Source organism: Gordonia sp. SID5947, assembly GCF_009862785.1.
Classification (GTDB): domain Bacteria; phylum Actinomycetota; class Actinomycetes; order Mycobacteriales; family Mycobacteriaceae; genus Gordonia.
On record NZ_WWHU01000001.1, the window covers coordinates 3,963,041 to 3,979,062 of the forward strand.

Annotated in this window: 11 protein-coding genes and 3 pseudogenes; 8 read left to right on the forward strand and 6 right to left on the reverse strand. The window is 68.5% G+C overall.

All coding sequences use genetic code 11. From position 1 onward, the window contains the following. Positions 1-14: 14 nt before the first annotated feature. Positions 15-3,893 carry a Pls/PosA family non-ribosomal peptide synthetase gene (locus GTV32_RS18130; protein ID WP_161061496.1) on the reverse strand — a complete coding sequence of 1,293 codons (3,879 nt, stop codon included), beginning with the start codon at positions 3,891-3,893 and terminating at the stop codon, positions 15-17. A 264-nt stretch (positions 3,894-4,157) separates the two neighbouring features. Here GTV32_RS18130 and GTV32_RS18135 point away from each other — a divergent pair, with 264 nt between their 5' ends. The 4 genes from GTV32_RS18135 to GTV32_RS18150 are packed head-to-tail and all read left to right on the forward strand — an operon-like array spanning position 4,158 to position 6,213. After that, positions 4,158-5,132: an alpha/beta hydrolase gene (locus GTV32_RS18135; protein WP_161061497.1), complete on the forward strand. Its 975-nt coding sequence runs from the start codon at positions 4,158-4,160 to the stop codon at positions 5,130-5,132. 28 nt (positions 5,133-5,160) lie between these two features. Continuing rightward, on the forward strand, positions 5,161-5,514 hold the full coding sequence (locus GTV32_RS18140; RefSeq protein ID WP_161061498.1) for a DUF202 domain-containing protein: 354 nt from the start codon (positions 5,161-5,163) through the stop codon (positions 5,512-5,514). A gap of 29 nt (positions 5,515-5,543) precedes the next feature. After that, entirely contained in the window at positions 5,544-5,789 is a 246-nt protein-coding gene (locus GTV32_RS18145) for a hypothetical protein (RefSeq protein WP_161061499.1), read from the forward strand. Positions 5,790-5,796: 7 nt separating this feature from the next. After that, a complete protein-coding gene (locus GTV32_RS18150; RefSeq protein ID WP_161061500.1) occupies positions 5,797-6,213 on the forward strand; it encodes a TIGR03668 family PPOX class F420-dependent oxidoreductase in 417 nt (138 codons plus the stop codon). A 16-nt stretch (positions 6,214-6,229) separates the two neighbouring features. Here GTV32_RS18150 and GTV32_RS18155 read toward each other — a convergent pair whose 3' ends face one another. After that, positions 6,230-8,149 (reverse strand): ABC transporter ATP-binding protein, encoded by a 1,920-nt coding sequence (locus GTV32_RS18155; RefSeq protein WP_161061501.1) that lies wholly within the window; start codon positions 8,147-8,149, stop codon positions 6,230-6,232. A gap of 97 nt (positions 8,150-8,246) precedes the next feature. Next, positions 8,247-9,809 (reverse strand): annotated as a pseudogene (locus GTV32_RS18160) (DUF222 domain-containing protein). Positions 9,810-10,116: 307 nt separating this feature from the next. On the opposite strand from GTV32_RS18160, the gene fgd reads away from it, so the two are divergent. Then, the gene (gene fgd, locus GTV32_RS18165) at positions 10,117-11,130 is read left to right on the forward strand and encodes a glucose-6-phosphate dehydrogenase (coenzyme-F420) (protein ID WP_161061502.1); all 1,014 of its coding nucleotides are present in this window, start codon (positions 10,117-10,119) and stop codon (positions 11,128-11,130) included. On the opposite strand, the gene GTV32_RS18170 is transcribed toward fgd, so the two are convergent. Continuing rightward, a complete protein-coding gene (locus GTV32_RS18170; RefSeq protein WP_161061503.1) occupies positions 11,078-12,004 on the reverse strand; it encodes a LysR family transcriptional regulator in 927 nt (308 codons plus the stop codon). The genes fgd and GTV32_RS18170 overlap by 53 nt on opposite strands. A gap of 70 nt (positions 12,005-12,074) precedes the next feature. On the opposite strand from GTV32_RS18170, the pseudogene GTV32_RS18175 reads away from it, so the two are divergent. Next, positions 12,075-13,057 (forward strand): annotated as a pseudogene (locus GTV32_RS18175) (DMT family transporter). On the opposite strand, the gene GTV32_RS18180 reads toward GTV32_RS18175, so the two are convergent. Next, a complete protein-coding gene (locus tag GTV32_RS18180) occupies positions 13,054-13,269 on the reverse strand; it encodes a hypothetical protein (protein WP_161061504.1) in 216 nt (71 codons plus the stop codon). The pseudogene GTV32_RS18175 and the gene GTV32_RS18180 sit on opposite strands and share 4 nt — an antisense overlap. 149 nt (positions 13,270-13,418) lie before the next feature. After that, entirely contained in the window at positions 13,419-13,664 is a 246-nt protein-coding gene (locus GTV32_RS18185) for a hypothetical protein (RefSeq protein WP_161061505.1), read from the reverse strand. Between the two features lie 75 nt (positions 13,665-13,739). On the opposite strand from GTV32_RS18185, the pseudogene GTV32_RS18190 reads away from it, so the two are divergent. After that, positions 13,740-14,287, forward strand: a pseudogene (locus GTV32_RS18190) (TetR/AcrR family transcriptional regulator). An 88-nt stretch (positions 14,288-14,375) separates the two neighbouring features. After that, positions 14,376-16,007: an FAD-binding oxidoreductase gene (locus GTV32_RS18195; protein ID WP_161061506.1), complete on the forward strand. Its 1,632-nt coding sequence runs from the start codon at positions 14,376-14,378 to the stop codon at positions 16,005-16,007. The last annotated feature ends 15 nt before the right edge of the window (positions 16,008-16,022 follow it).

Genomic DNA, 16,022 nt, shown 5'->3' on the forward strand with positions numbered 1-16,022 from the left:
CCGGGCGCGGCCGCTCAACCGTTCCACGGCGCGATCGGGTTTCCCTGCCAGCGGGTATGCGCCGGCACCACGTCGCCCCGCATCACGAGTGATGCGGGGCCGACGGTGGCGGCCTCGCCGAGGCCGGCAGCCGGCAACGCGACGCAGTGCGGGCCCAGCGTGGAGCCGGCCTCGAGGGTGACCCGGTCGATGGCCATCACCCGATCGTGGAACAGATGAGTCTGCACGACACAGCCTCGCTGCACCGTGGCGCCGTCGCCGAGCGTCACGAGATCCGCTTCGGGCAGCCAGTACGTCTCGCACCAGACCCCTCTGCCGATCCGGGCGCCCAGCATGCGCAACCACAGGTTGAGGATGGGTGTTCCGGTGGCGGCGTTGGCGAACCAGGGGGCCGCGACCGTCTCGACAAAGGCATCCGAGAGTTCGTTGCGCCAGACGAACGAACTCCACAGTGGGTGCTCGGACACTCGGATACGGCCGACGACCAGCCACTTCGCCGCTGCCGCGATGCAGCACGCCGCAGCGCCGGCCACCAGCAGCAGTAGTCCGCTCACGAGGGCCGCCACCCAGTAGTGGGTGTGCTGGGCGATGTACTGCAGACCGAGCAACATGAACAGGCCGAGGCCGAACGACACCATCAGCGGGATGATCCGCAACGTCTCGACCACCGCCCGGGCGAACTTGAGCCGGGTCGACGGATCGAACGTGCGCGAGGTGTCGGAGGAGGCCGCCGTGCGTCGCAGCCGAACCGGGGGACTGCCCAGCCAGCTCGACCCCGACTTTGCGCGGTCCGGCGTGGCCGAGAGCACCGCGACGAGGCTGTTCTTCGGCACCTTGCGGCCGGGCCCGGTCATCCCCGAGTTGCCCAGGAACGATCGTTTCCCGATCTTGGCCTCGTCGATGTGCATCCAGCCGCCGCCGAGCTCATAGGAGGCCACCATGGTGTCGTCGGCGAGGAACGCCCCGTCGCCGATGGTGGTGAACTTGGGCAGCACCAGCGCCGTCGAGATCTCGGTGCCCGTCCCGACCTTGACGCCGAGGAGGCGGAACCACCACGGCGTCAACAGGCTCGCGTACAGCGGGAACAGGTAGGTGCGCGCGGCGTCGAGGAGGCGCTCGGTCATCCAGACCTGCCAGCCGACGCGCGAGCGCACGGGGTGATAGCCCTTGGTCATCCCGATCGACAGCAGCCGGACCAGCACGGCGGTGACCACCGCGAAGACCAGAAGGCTGGTCACGGTGGCCGCCGGCAGCAAGATCAGGCAGCGCTGTCCCACGCCACGCAAGCGGTCGGCGTGGATGGCCCAGGAGCCCATCACCGCGAGTCCGGCGGCCAACGCGATCAGCGGGATGGCGGCCAGCACCAACGACGACACCCCGTAGATGGAGACCCACGCGCTGCCACGCGGGGGCCGGTGTTCGGGCCACGGATGTTCGGCCTTGCGGACCTTCACCGCCGGCGAGCCCGCCCAGTGCTGGCCGGCCTTCACCCGACCGCGGACCGCCGAGCCGGGCGCGACCTCGGCGTCGCGGCCGACCACCGCGCCGGGCAACAGCGTCGACCGCGCGCCGACCGACGCGCCACGTTTGATCACGATCTCCCCGATGTGCACGACGTCACCGTCGATCCACCATCCGGTCAGATCCACCTCGGGCTCGACCGATGCGCCATCGCCGATGGTGAGGAAGCCGGTCACCGGCGGAATGGTGTGCATGTCGACGCCGCGACCGATCTTCGCCCCGAGAGCGCGGGCCAGATAGATCATCCAGGGCGCACCCGACAGATTCGACGCGCCGCTCGCCTCGAGCAGTCGCTCGGCGACCCACAGCCGTAGGTGCGCGCCGCCGCCGCGCGGGTAGGTGCCCGGGGTGACCCCGGCCAGCAACAGGCGAGCGCCCGTCGCGGCGATCACCATACGGCCGGGCGGGGTGATGAACAGCAGGAATGCCACCAGCAGCACCCACCAGTTCACCTGGACCATCCACGGCACGTAGCGGTCGGTGCGGTCGACCACCTCGGCGGCGATGTTGTTCGCCACGCCCAGCCACGTCGCCCACTGCAGGCCGGTGAGGGTGGTCAGCGGTATCGACAGGGCGATCTGGGCGAGCCCGGTCCGTCGTGGGGTCGGCGTGACGTCGCGTGGCGTGATGACGGTCGACGGCCGGCGTCCGTCGAGCATCTCGGCAAGCGAACCGAGACGCGGATGGTCGTAGAGGTCGGCCACGGTGATGTCGGGGTAGCGGGTCCGCAGCGCCGTGACCAGCTGGGCGGCCGCCAGCGATCCGCCGCCCTCGGTGAAGAAATCGGCCTGCGGATTGTTCACCACCACGCCGAGTACATCGGCCCAGCACTTCGCGACCCATTCCTCGGTCTCGGTGAGTTCCTCGTCGGCGTCACCGATCGACTCGGCCCCGGGTAGCGGCCACGGGAGGGCGTTGCGGTCCACCTTGCCCGATGTACGGGTCGGCAGCTCGGCGACCAGTGCGAGACGCGGCACCATGGGTGCCGGTAGCTGGGCGGCGAGTGTGGCGTGGGCGGAGGCCACGTCGAAGTCCGGATGCGGGGAGACCAGGTAGCCGACCAACAGACTGTTGCCCGCCGCCGTCTTCCGGACCGCCGCTGCCGCGCCGCTGACGCCCGGGAGTTGTTGCAACGCATTGTCGATCTCGCCGAGCTCGATGCGCCGGCCGCCGACCTTGACCTGATCGTCGGCGCGGCCCATGAAGAGGAGGCCGGCCGGATCGAGGCGCACCAGGTCACCGCTGCGATAGGCGCGTTCCCAGCCCAGAGTCGGCATGGGGGCGTACTTTTCGGCGTCCTTCGCGGGGTCGAGATACCGTGCGAGGCCCACACCGCCGATCACCAGTTCACCGACCGCGCCCTCGGCGACCGGTTGTCCGTCGGCATCGACCACCGCGAGATCCCAACCGGGAAGCGGCAATCCGATCCGGACCGGGCCGACGCCGTCGAGCGGTGCCGCGCACGCGACCACGGTTGCCTCGGTGGGACCGTAGGTGTTCCACACCTCCCGGCCCTCGACGGCGAGTCGTTCGGCCAGTTCCGGTGGGCAGGCCTCACCCCCGAAGATCAACAACCGCACCGCTTCCAGCGCCACGGGGGGCCACAGGGATGCCAGCGTCGGAACCGTCGACACCACGTTGATGTCGTGCTGGACGAGCCACGGCCCGAGGTCCATGCCGCTGCGGACGAGCGACCGGGGTGCGGGGACCAGGCAGGCGCCGTTGCGCCACGCCAGCCACATCTCTTCACACGACGCGTCGAAGGCGACCGACAGCCCGGCCAGCACCCGGTCGCCGGGACCCAGCGGTTCGTCGACGAGGAACATGCGCGCCTCGGCGTCGACAAAAGCGGCGGCATTGCGATGCCTCACCGCGACGCCCTTGGGTGTGCCGGTGGAGCCGGAGGTGAAGATGATCCATGCGTCGTCGTCGACGGTGGGCCGCGACGCGCGAGGTGACGGCTCGACACGGGCGTCCGCCGCCACATCGAGCGCCTGGATTCCCGAAGCCCCGACGATCACATCGACCTGGGCCTCGCCGAACACCAGGTCCGCGCGCTCGTCGGGATCGTCGGCGTCGACGGGGACATAGGCCGCACCCGCATACAACGTGGCCAGGATGGTGACGTAGAGGTCGCGGCTCCCCGACGGCATGCGCACGCCGACACGCCCGCCCCGCCGGACGCCCGCGGCATTCAGTCGGGCGGCGCCGCGCCGGACGACCGCGAGGAGCTGGGAGTATGTGAGAGCCATCTCACCGTCGTCGACGGCAGGCGCGTCCGGGAATCTCTCGGCGGTTCGATCCAGCACGTCACACAACGTGCGCGGATCGCTGGCCTGCGACGACAGCAGGAATTGAGACGGGATGACCACTACTTACCACCATCGTTTCGGCACGAAGCGAGAAATATACTCGACCGACGGAACCACTGTCTGTGACCTGAGTGAACATCGAGTGGCGCGCATCTCGGTGCCTCCGAACGGTGAGGAGGCACTCGAACCCGGCAAATCGCAGGCGACACCGGAGTTTACCGGTGTAGTTTTCGAACTGATGTATCTCAGCACGTCCCGACTTCCGGTGTGTCGAGCAGCCACCACCGCCGCATGGTCGACCTCGCTGGATGAGGAGGCACGAGTATGCCGATAGTCCAGCACCGCACACCCAGTCTCCTGTCGTATCCGCTCTGGCTCGGAGCGCGGACCTTGCTGCGGCCCGCGCTGACGCTCTGGCCGCTCAACACGGCCGGGATGGCCGGACTGTTCCTGATCGACCGGGTGATCGCCGTCGGACCGAAGCCCCGCGGCGTGGTGCGCGAGCAGATGACCCTTGCCGAGAGGCCGGTCGAGCTGATCATGCCGTCCGGTCCGTCCGGCCGCGACTCGGAGACTGCGATCCTCTACGTGCACGGCGGCGCATTTCTGGTATGCGGGCTCGGTACCCACCGGTCGATCGCGAGCCGGCTGTCGAGTGCGTGCGGACTCCCGGTCTTCTCTCTCGAGTACCGCCAGCTGCCATCGGCGGGGGTGGGGACGTCGGCGTCGGATGCCGTGGAGGCCTACCGCGAACTCGTCGGTGAGCGCGGATATCGGCGCGTCATCGTCGCGGGCGACTCCGCGGGTGGCTTCCTGGCCGGCAAGATCGTGGAGGCGGCCGCCCGCGAGGGACTGCCGCGCCCGGCCGCGTTCGTCGGCGTCTCGCCGCTTCTCGACCTCGACGTCGGGACGAACCCCGATCGGTCGAGTCGCTCCGATGCCTATATCCCGAAGAGCAAGATGGCGCAGCTCGCCCAGCATTTCGACCGTGGGCCGATCCCGTTCACCGGCACTCGTCGGATAACGGAGATCGCCGACTCCGACTTTCCGCCGACCGCGATCGTCACCGCAGAGGGTGAGATGCTCGAGGCCGACGTGATCGAGTTGGTCGAGAAGCTCGACCACGCGGGTGTCGACGCCGTCGGCCACAGTTACTCTTGGCAGGTGCACGCGTTTCCCGTGCTCACCACAAGACACCCGGAGACGGTGCATGCGATCGAGGTGATCGCCGCATTCGTCACCCACGCAATCCGAGAGGCCAAGGACGCTGACGACCGAAAGGGCCAACGGGCCGGCTGAGTCCGGACGCGCCGATGACGAGGACGGCGTGGTCGCCGGCTCGTCTGACGTGCCGGGCGCGATCGATGCTCGTTTCACGCTTGCCGCCGAACGCACGGTGCTCGCCTGGGTGCGGACCGCGCTCGGTTTCATGGCCGCGGGCGTTGCCGTGGTCTACGTCGCCGACGACATCGCTCACCCCGTGGTCGAGGCCGCGCTCGGTCTGGTGATGGTCGGACTCGGATGCGTGATCGCGTTGCTCGGTGGGTGGCGATGGCGACGGACGATGGACGCCCTCCAGAACGGCGGCGAGATGCCGGGGCCGTCGCACGTGATGTTCCTGATCGTTGGGATAGTGGTGATCGCCGTGGCGATCGCCGTGGTGATCACGATCCAGACCTGAGATGAAAGTGCTGCGATGAGAGTGTTGCGATGATCAACAACGACTTCCAACGAGGGGCCCTCGGCTTCTCCCGCGGGATGACCATCGTCGGCTCGGTGATCCTGATGGTCTGCGTGGCGCTCCTGACCGTCAACTGGTGGCGCGACGGACAATGGCTGTGGGTGATCATCGGCATCGCGATCGTGCTGGTCAACATCGGTTTGATCTTCTTGCAGTTCCGGCGCCGCAAGCTGACGCCGCCGCCGCGCCCGAGCACCACGGATCCCGACGACTGACGGTGCGATGACATCCGCCCGGGAACGGTTCGGTGCGGCCCGGGTCGCCCGGCTGGCCACCGTGGGTGACGATGCCGTGCCGCATCTCGTGCCAGTCGTCTTCGCGCTCGCTCCCGACGCGGACGTGATCTACTCCTGCGTCGATCACAAGCCCAAACGCACCCGTCGTCTGCGTCGTCTCGCGAACATCGCGGCCAACCCCGCCGTGACACTGCTCGCCGACCGCTATTCCGACGACTGGTCTGCTCTGTGGTGGGTCCGCGTCGACGGGCTCGCCGACGTGATCGACGCCGAGACCACGCAGGGTGCCGGCGCGATCGACCTGCTGGCCGACAAGTACCCCCAGTACCGCGCGGAGCGGCCCGACGGACCCGTCATCGTCATGCGCGATCTCGTCTGGCATGAGTGGTCCGCGCGGCCCTGAAGGTCGCAACCATCGATCAGGCGGTGAGCTCTTCGTCGCAGACAGGTGGGTCCTCGGCGAACTGCGTGCGGTAGAGCTCGGCGTAGCGCCCGTTGCGGGCCAGCAGCGAGGTGTGATCACCGCGCTCGACGATCCGGCCGTTTTCCAGGACTGCGATCTCGTCGGCGGCGCGGATGGTGGACAGGCGATGCGCGATGACGAGGGAGGTGCGTCCCACGAGCGCCTCGGCGAGTGCCTCCTGCACCGCGGCTTCCGACGTCGAGTCGAGATGGGCGGTCGCTTCGTCGAGGATCACCACCGACGGCTGTGCCAGCAGGAGCCGCGCGATGGTCAGGCGCTGACGTTCGCCGCCGGAGAGGCGGTAGCCACGTTCGCCGACGACGGTGTCGAGGCCGTCGGGCAGCGACGCCACCAGGTCGTCGAGGCGCGCCCGTCGCAGTGCGTCCCAGATCTGCTCCTCGTGGGCCGTCGGATCGGCCAGTGCCAGGTTGGCACGGACCGTGTCGTGGAAGAGGTGACCGTCCTGGGTGACCAGGCCGACCGTCCGATGGACCGACGCGCTCTGCAGATCCCGCAGATCCACCCCGTTGAGGTGGATGGCGCCCGCATCGACGTCGTAGAGGCGGGTGGCCAGGTTCGCGATGGTCGACTTGCCTGCCCCAGAACTCCCGACGAGTGCGGTCATCGTCCCGGCCGGGACCTCGAGGTCGATGTTGTGCAGGACCGTCGAACCACCTCGGTTGTCCAGTTGCGCAACCTCTTCCAGCGACGCGAGCGACACCTTGTCGGCCGACGGGTACGCAAAGGACACGTCGTCGAAGGCAACCGAGACCGGGCCGGGCGGCACCGGTCGGGCATCCGGCTTGTCCGAGATCAGTGGCTCGAGGTCGAGGACCTCGAAGACGCGCTCGAAACTGACCAGGGCACTCATGATCTCCACGCGTGCGTTGGCAAGCGCGGTCAGCGGCGCGTACATCCGGGTGAGCAGGAGAGCCAGGGAGACCACGGCCCCGGCGGACAGGTGGCCGCCGACGGCGAGCCACCCGCCGAGCCCGTACACGAGGGCCAGTGCGAGCGCCGACACCAGCGTGAGCGCGGTCATGAAGTAGGCCTGCAGCATCGCACGGCGGACTCCGATGTCGCGCACCCGATCTGCGCGGTCGGCGAACTCGGCCGACTCGGTGTCGGGACGTCCGAACAGCTTCACCAGGGTCGCGCCCGGAGCCGAGAATCGTTCGGTCATCTGCGTCGACATCCGCGCGTTGTATTCCGCGGCCTCGCGGGACAGCGACGCCATCCGCTTGCCCATGCGGCGCGCCGGGACCACGAACACGGGCAGCAGCACCAGCGCGAGGAGAGTCACCTGCCAGCTGATCGCGATCATCACACCAAGCGTGAGGACGAGGGTCACCGCATTGGACACGACGCCCGACAGCGTGTCGCTGAACGCCCGTTGCGCGCCGATGACGTCGTTGTTCAGACGGCTCACCAACGCGCCGGTGCGGGTGCGGGTGAAGAACGCGACCGGCATCTTCTGCACGTGGTCGAACACCGAGCGGCGCAGATCCAGGATCAGTCCCTCGCCGATGTTGGCGGAGAACCAGCGGGTCGCGACGCCCGCCCCCGCCTCGACGACGGCGATGAGCGCGATCAACAGCGCCAGTCCGACGATCGCGCCGCCCTGGCTGCTCGACCCACCGGCGTCGGCGCTGCCGGTGATCAGGTTGACCACGCGTCCGGCCAGCAGCGGCGTGACGACCGTCAACAGTGCGGTCAGCACTGACAAGCCGAGGAACAGGGCGATCCGGCGCCGGTGCGGCCTCGCGAACCCGGCGATGCGCCGCAGCGTGGTGCCTCGCTCGCCGCGCAGACTCCGTGCCTCCGGCGCGTTCGTCGATTTGTAGATGGTGTCCCAGCCCACCGATTCCATGCTCATGACGACCACGGTAGAACTTAAAGCTAACTTGAAGTCCACTTCTCGGGTCACGTTTCGCGCACGGCGTAGTCGCGCGGTCTGTTTCGCGCAGGTGTCATCAACCCTCGAGTTCGCGTCGTCGTCGGTTGCGTGCGCGCTCCTGGCGTCGGCGGGCGTGCTTGGCCGCCACCCGGGTGGTCGCTCGGGTGGGAGGCTCCTCGATGCGGGCTGCGGACGGCTCGGCGTCCTCCTCGGCCGGTGCCTTGAAACGGATGCGCCGTAGTCCCGGGAACAAGATCTCCAGGTTCTCCGCATCGCCAGGGATGACGAGTCCCTCGGGTGTGGTGAACTCGGTCGTCAGCGTGCCGTGTCGGTCGCGGTACTGGTCATCGACCCAGTTCCCGAAGGTCTTCAGTAGGTGGCCGAAGCGGTGTTTGGCGTTGAGGTTGTCGGGCAACGTCTGCCCACCCGCCGCCGGGTGGGCGTGGTCGAACTCCTCGACATGGTCGAGGTCGGCGTCGAATGCGGACACCTCCGACCCGGGGATGACGCTGGAGCCGTCGCGAACGCGCACATAGGTGTCCAAGGCGGTGGTCGGCCGGTACGGATCCGACGGCAGATGTGCCGGCAGGGTGAACGAGCCGTCGGCGTTCTGCGGTGTTCCTTTTGGTACGAGTGGCTTGATCACGGCATCGGGCCGCGCGGCGAGGTCGCGGGCGTGATCATCGGAGATGACGCCGTGCCCGACGATGAACCCGGCGTTCGCGGCGTCGCCGTCGAGGGTGGATTCATCGACCACGACGTGGATGACGACGGTGCTGTCGGCGGGCGGCATCGTGTTCGGGTTCGGGATCTCTGCATCGCAGTCGTCACGGCCGCATTCGCATTCGAAAGGCGTGCCGGTCAACAACGCGAATACGGCATCGGAGGCACGTTGCTGTGTGGTCCGCTCGTCGTGTTAGCACGCCGCGGCAGCCAACGCCTTGACCGACGCATCCGACAGCCGCACGTTCTCGGCCGACATGGTCGCCGAGAACTTCGCCATCTGATCCGGCAGCGGCTGGGTCGACACGCCGCGGGCGTCGAGCGCATTCTGGCGGCGTTCGCGCACCGCGTCGGGATCATGGCGGAACACGATGCGATCCACCATCGTGCGTAGCCGCTCGGCGGACCAGGCCCCTTCATGCAGATCCAACCGGGCAGCGATCTCGGCATCCACCTGCGCGGCACAGTCACGTCCGTCGACGAGGTCGGTGCGCGCGATGATCGTCGTCACCCGATCCGCCGAGACCCGTCCTTCGCGCAATCGTTCGGCGACCTGGGGCAACCGGTCCCGCAGCGCGAGGCCTTCATTGATCAGCTGTTCGGCCTTGGGCTGGCCGATGCCGAACGTGACGGCGATCCGTGCCGCGCAGTCGGCGAACCCGTCCACCAGCAGGACATCATGCGGATCCGACTCGGTGCCCACCAACCGCGCATGCAACTCGGCGGCCACCCGGTAATCCCGCCACGCCAAGAACGAGCGTCCGCGTTGGGCCGAGACCAGGCTGCCGATCAGATCGTTGGTGTCGGCCTCGGCGATGTCGTCGACGTCGACCTGCCCGGTGAAGCGGGCAGGCAGATCCGGCCATGGTGAGGGCTCACCCCACCAGGTCGCCAGTCGCCACGCCGGACCCGACATCGGACACGCCTTCCAGAGAACGAACGAACACCGTCGGGGTCGTCATTCGGCATTCACATTCTCTGAAAGACCAAGCCGCCGAACCCTACTGGGTCCTGCCGCGGCTCGCTCCGGCACTCACATCAACTCGTCGATCCCGTTGACAAGAACTCTATGCCGCCCCACCGACAAGATTGATCGCCATCTCGGTGGGCTGTTCGCCGACCTCTCGCAGCACGACCACACGGTCGTGAGTACGTTGGAACAGAGTGATCGATCGGTGAACCGCGTGCTCGACAAGCCGCGGCCGTCAGGAGCGAGGTAACACGTGGCAGAACTCAAGCTCGGTTTCAAGGCGTCGGCGGAGCAGTTCGATCCGCGTGAGCTGGTGGAGATCGCGGTGGCGGCCGAGGAACACGGCATGGACTCGGTGGCGGTGAGCGATCACTTCCAGCCGTGGCGCCACAACGGCGGGCACGCCCCGTTCTCGCTGGCCTGGATGGCCGCGGTGGGCGAGCGGACCGAGCGGGTGCAGATCGGGACGTCGGTGATGACCCCGACGTTCCGGTACAACCCGGCGGTGATCGCGCAGGCCTTCGCATCGATGGGGTGCATGTATCCCGGGCGCATCATGCTCGGTGTCGGCACGGGTGAGGCCCTCAACGAGTACGCGACCGGTTTTCAGGGTGAATGGCCGGAGTTCAAGGAGCGTTTCGCACGTCTGCGCGAGTCGATAAAGCTCATGCGTGAGCTGTGGACCGGCGAGGAGATCAACTTCGACGGCGAGTACTACAAGACCCAGGGCGCGTATATGTACGACGTGCCGGATAAGCCGATCCCGGTGTACGTGGCGGCCGGCGGCCCGGTGGTGGCCCGCTACGCAGGCCGCGCCGGTGACGGCTTCATCTGCACCTCCGGCAAGGGTGCCGAGCTATACCAGGAGAAGCTGATCCCCGCGGTCAAGGAGGGGGCAGAAAAAGCCGAGCGCGACTTCGACGCCATCGACCGGATGATCGAGATCAAGATCTCCTACGATCCGGATCCCGAGCTGGCGCTGGAGAACACCCGGTTCTGGGCCCCGCTGTCGCTCACCGCCGAGCAGAAGCACAGCGTCAACTCCTCGACGGAGATGGAACGCCTGGCCGACGAACTGCCGATCGAGCAGGTCGCCAAGCGCTGGATCGTCGCGTCCGACCCCGACGAGGCGGTGGAGAAGGTGAAGTTCTACACCGACTGCGGGCTCAACCACCTCGTGTTCCACGCCCCCGGTCACGACCAGCGCCGGTTCCTCACGAACTTCGAGAAGGATCTCGCGCCTCGGCTGCGCAAGCTGTCGGTCTGACGGCCGACCGCAGCAGCTCGACGACCCGGTCGGCCGCCTGGCTGTCCGCCACCCGGTGATGGCGGCGGACCCAGATCGCGCGGCTCGGCGTGGGGTCGTCGATCGGTAGTGCGACCACCTCGTCGGGCAGGCCGACGAGTGCGAGTTCGGGAACCACGGTGAGTCCGACGCCGGCCGCGACGAATCGGATCGCGGTCGGAAAGTCCTGGGTCTGCACACCGAAGTCGGGAGTGAATCCGATCGCGGTGCACGCATCGAGCAACGCTTGCCGGCAGGGCCCGCGGGCGATGTCGTTGTCCACCCAGGATCGGGTGGCGAGCTCACCGAGGGTGACGCGACCGCCGATGGCGAGCGGCGAATCAGTGTGCACGACAGCGTAGTACGGTTCGGTGACCAGATGCTCGCAGTCGTAACCGCGCAACGGCGAGGTGGCCGCGCCGTCCACGTAGACCTCGATATCCGGCCCGGGCGGGGTGTCCTCGGCGAGCTCGAGGAGGCGTAGATCGAGTCGGATGTCGGGGAACTCCCGCGTGATGGTGGCGACGATCGGCGGAATCCAGGTGGTCCCGGCCGATGCGAAGTAGCTCACCGAGAGGCGCCCGGCACGGCCGTGCCGGAGGTCGCTGACGATCCCGTCGAGGCGTGCGAGATGGTCGAACACGGCCGCGGACTCCTGGGCGAGGATCAATCCGTCCTGGGTCGGCAGCACACCGCGTCCGTCGCGTTCCACCAGCGCCAGGCCGGTCTCCCGTTGGAGTGCGGAGATGTGCTGGCTCACCGCCGACGACGTGTAGCCCAGTGTCCGCGCCGCGCCGCCGATCGATCCCTCCGCGACGACGGCACGGAAGACACGGAGCCGATGGGGGTCGATCATGAAACGAAACTACAGCAGCACTTAACTGTCCACAACGAATGGTCGCTTGTGCTAACCGCTTGGAGCGGTGATGCTGAGTGGCATGCCTTCGCGGACCTCCGACCCGATCTATCGACCGGCCATCGCGGCGACCGTCACGGTGGTGCTCTGGGCGTCGGCCTTCGTGGTGATCCGCGACCTCGGACGATGTTCTCGCCAGGGTCGATGGCGTTCCTGCGGCTGCTGTTCGGTGTCGCGGCGCTGAGCGTGGTGCTCGTCGTCGCGCGTGGTCGGACCGCGAGGCGGGTACGGACCGGGACCCGCTGGCCCCGTGGCCGATCCCTGGGTCTCGTCATCGCCTATGGCGTCGCGTGGTTCGGTGCGTACAGCGTGGTGCTCAACTGGGCCGAGCAACACCTCGACGCGGGAACCGCCGCGCTGCTGGTGAACCTCGCCCCGATCATCGTGGCGGTCTACGCGGGGTTCTTCCTCGGCGAAGGATTCTCCCGGATGCTGGTGATCGGGATCGTGATCTCGTTCAGCGGGGTCGTGTTGATCACCATCGGCGGCGACGGCGCACATGCCGACTGGCTCGGTCTGGTACTCGGGGTGGTGACCGCCGTCCTCTACGCGGCGGGCGTGCTGTTGCAGAAGGTGGCACTGCGCGACGTCGATGCCGTCACCGCGACATGGCTCGGCGCGGTTGCCGGTCTGGTCGCGACGCTGCCGTTCGCTCCGACCGCGATACGTGAACTCGTCGCCGCCGATCCCGGCCAGGTGGGCGCGATCATCTACCTCGGCGTGGGCCCGACGGCGATCGCGTTCACCACGTGGGCCTACGCGCTGGCGCGCACGGACGCCGGCAAGCTCGCCGCGTCGACGCTCGCGGTACCCGCGATCGTGATCCTGATGTCGTGGTGGTTCCTGGGTGAACTGCCGACCGCGATCCGGATCGTCGGGGGCGTCCTGTGTCTCGCCGGGGTGGCCATCGGCCGGGGGACGGTGCGCATGCGGCGCTCGGCCTCTCTCACCGCCGTCGAGGACGAGGTATCGAGGCCGGCCCGTACGGGCTAGGGTTGACGCAGGTCGTCGAGGAGCGCACGCATGCGAAAACTGGTCGTGGTCATCGCCGCCGGCGGGCTCGTCGCCGCGGGAAGCGGCATCACAATGCTCGTCGCGGACCCTTCCCCGTCCTCGGCCGCGCCGACCCGGTCCTCGTGCGGACAGTTCCAGGGCTCCGGCCCGGCCCCGACTGCGTGTTCCACACATCCGGGCGGACTGTGCATGTCTCGTTGCGCAACAATGGAATTCGTCCGGTTCCGGTGATCTGCACGCTGGGTCGGCCCGGTCCTCGGCCGCCCGCCGCGACCGTCACCCTTGGACCTCGGGCGCGGGGTACCGTCAGCGCCACCTCGGCCCTGCCGGGCGCACAGACCTATGTGGTGGATTGCCAGAGCGCGGCGCCGGTCGGCAAGGAGGTCGCGCGTCGAGCCGTGTTCACCGCGACTTTCGCCTCGCCCGAACGCTCGACGCCCCGGCGGTCCACCAGCCCCGAGACGCGGCCCTCGGTGCGGCCGCGGACGGTTCGACCGACCACCACGGTGCGACCGACCACGACGGTGCGACCGACCACCACGGTGACACCGACCACCACGGTGACACCGACCACGACGGCCACCACGACGACACCGACTGTCGGCTGAGCCCGGCCACGGCCGACCGATGTCCCGTCGCGGTTCCGATATCTTTGACAGTCATGGATCGTGACCGGATGGTGGATGTCGGGGTGGGCGTGGTGTCGCGCTTCGGTGCCAAGGCGCTCAGCCTGACATCGGTTGCGCGGCAGGCCGGCGTGGCCCGGGCGACCGCGTACCGCATGTTCGGCGGCAAGGACGCCCTCATCGCGGCGATAGTCGAACGTGAGGTCGCGACCTTGCGCGTGAAGTTGCGCGAATGGGCAGACGCCGAGCCCGACGCGGCGGGCAAGGTGCGGGCGCAGATCCGCAACGTGCTCCCGTACATCCGCGAACACGAAGCGCTGCAGTACGTTCTGCGTAACGAGCCAGAAGAGATCGTTCGTGCCCTGGTGGCCACCAAGGACGCGGGCGGACCGACGTTGATCCATCAGATCGTGGCGCAGACCCTCCCCGACCTCCAGCCGGAGATCGGCGATCAGCTGTACCCGAGTGCGCGGGGGCGGCCGAGTTCCTGGTGCGCACCATCTACTCGTTGATGCTCATCCCTGACAGCGCGCTGTCCGACGAGGAGGTCGCCGACCTCGTGGTGCGTGCCATCGTCAAGTGAGCTCGAGGCCGGCGCCCTCGACACCCGTGCGCCTCCCCGTGCGTGACAGTTAGGCTGAATCTGTAACGCATCGAGGAGGCTGTCTGTCATGGGAGAACACGTCGAGTCACGGCCAACCGACGAGACCGCACTGCCGGTCGTCCATCTGCGCAGACCGCGGTGGGGTGACCCGGCGACGCCCGGACAGCTTCCCGCCGCAGCGGCCGCCCTCGTCGGCGGCGACAACCCCGTCGACACCGGCACCGACCCCGACGACGTGACTCTCGACGACCCGGCGATCCCGGCCGCTGCGCGGTCGGCCCTCGTCGACGCGCTGGGGGAGGCGAACGTGACGGCCGACCACCGTCAGCGCATCGACCACACCCGTGGCTACTCGACGCCTGACATCCTGGCGCTGCGCAGCGGTGACGCGAGTGATGCCCCGGATCTCGTGGTCACCCCGGGGTCACACGACGACGTGCTCCGCATTCTGCAGATCTGCGCGACGCATCGCGTCGCCGTCGTGCCGTTCACCGGCGGCACCTCCGTCGTGGGCGGCCTCACGCCTGATCGCGTCGGGTTCGTGGGCGTGGTCAGTGTGGACCTGTGCCGCCTCGACGACCTCGTCGAGATCGACGAGATCTCCCGCACCGCGACGTTGCAGGCGGGCGTGCGCGGAGTTCGTGCCGAGGAACTGTTGCGAGCCAGGGGATACACGCTCGGACACTTCCCGCAGTCGTATGCCGGCGCGGGCATCGGCGGGTACGCGGCGACCCGATCGGCCGGTCAATCCTCGGCGGGCTACGGCCGTTTCGACGAGATCGTCGAGGGCCTGACCCTGGCCACCCCGCGCGGGACCATCGTGGTCGGCACGGCGCCGAGATCGGCGGCCGGCCCCGATCTGCGCCAGCTCGTCCTCGGTTCCGAAGGGGCGTTCGGCATCATCACCGAGGTCACCGTCCGCATCCGTCCGACACCTGAGTATCGGCTGTTCGAGGGATGGCGGTTCGACGACTTCGACTCGGGTGCCGCGGCATTGCGAACGCTCGCGCAAGACGGGCCGATGCCCACCGTGCTGCGACTGTCCGACGAGGTGGAGACCGCGATCAACCTCGCCGACCCTGATGCCGCGGGCACCGATGCCGACGCGACGGCGGCCGGTGGCGTTCTGGTGGTGGTCGGATACGAGGGCCGCCATGAGGAGGCCGAGATGCGCCGTGTGGCGGCGCGACGCGTTCTCGAGAACGCCGGCGGGACCTGCCTCGGCACCGGACCCGGTGAGGCGTGGCGCGCCGGTCGATTCCGGGGGCCGTATCTGCGTGATCCGCTGCTGGACGTAGGCGTCCTGGTGGAGACCCTCGAGACCGTCACCTACTGGTCGCGATTGGGCGATCTCAAGGCCTCGGTCACCGCGGCGCTCACCGACGCGCTCACCGCGGCGGGTACGCCCCCGTTGGTGATGTGTCACATCAGCCACGTCTACCCGGCCGGGGCATCGCTCTACTTCACGGTGGTCTGCCCACAGGCGGACGACCCGATCGCCCAGTGGAAGGCGGCGAAGGGCGCGGCCAACGACGCGATCCGGGCCGCCGGCGCCGGTATCACCCATCACCATGCGGTGGGGCGCGATCACCGTGATGCCTACCACGCCGAGATCGGCGAACTCGCGCTCGAGGCACTGCGCGCGGTCAAGCAGACACTCGATCCCGACGGTGTCTGCAATCCCGGCATCATGCTCTGAGCCCCCGGCTGCCGA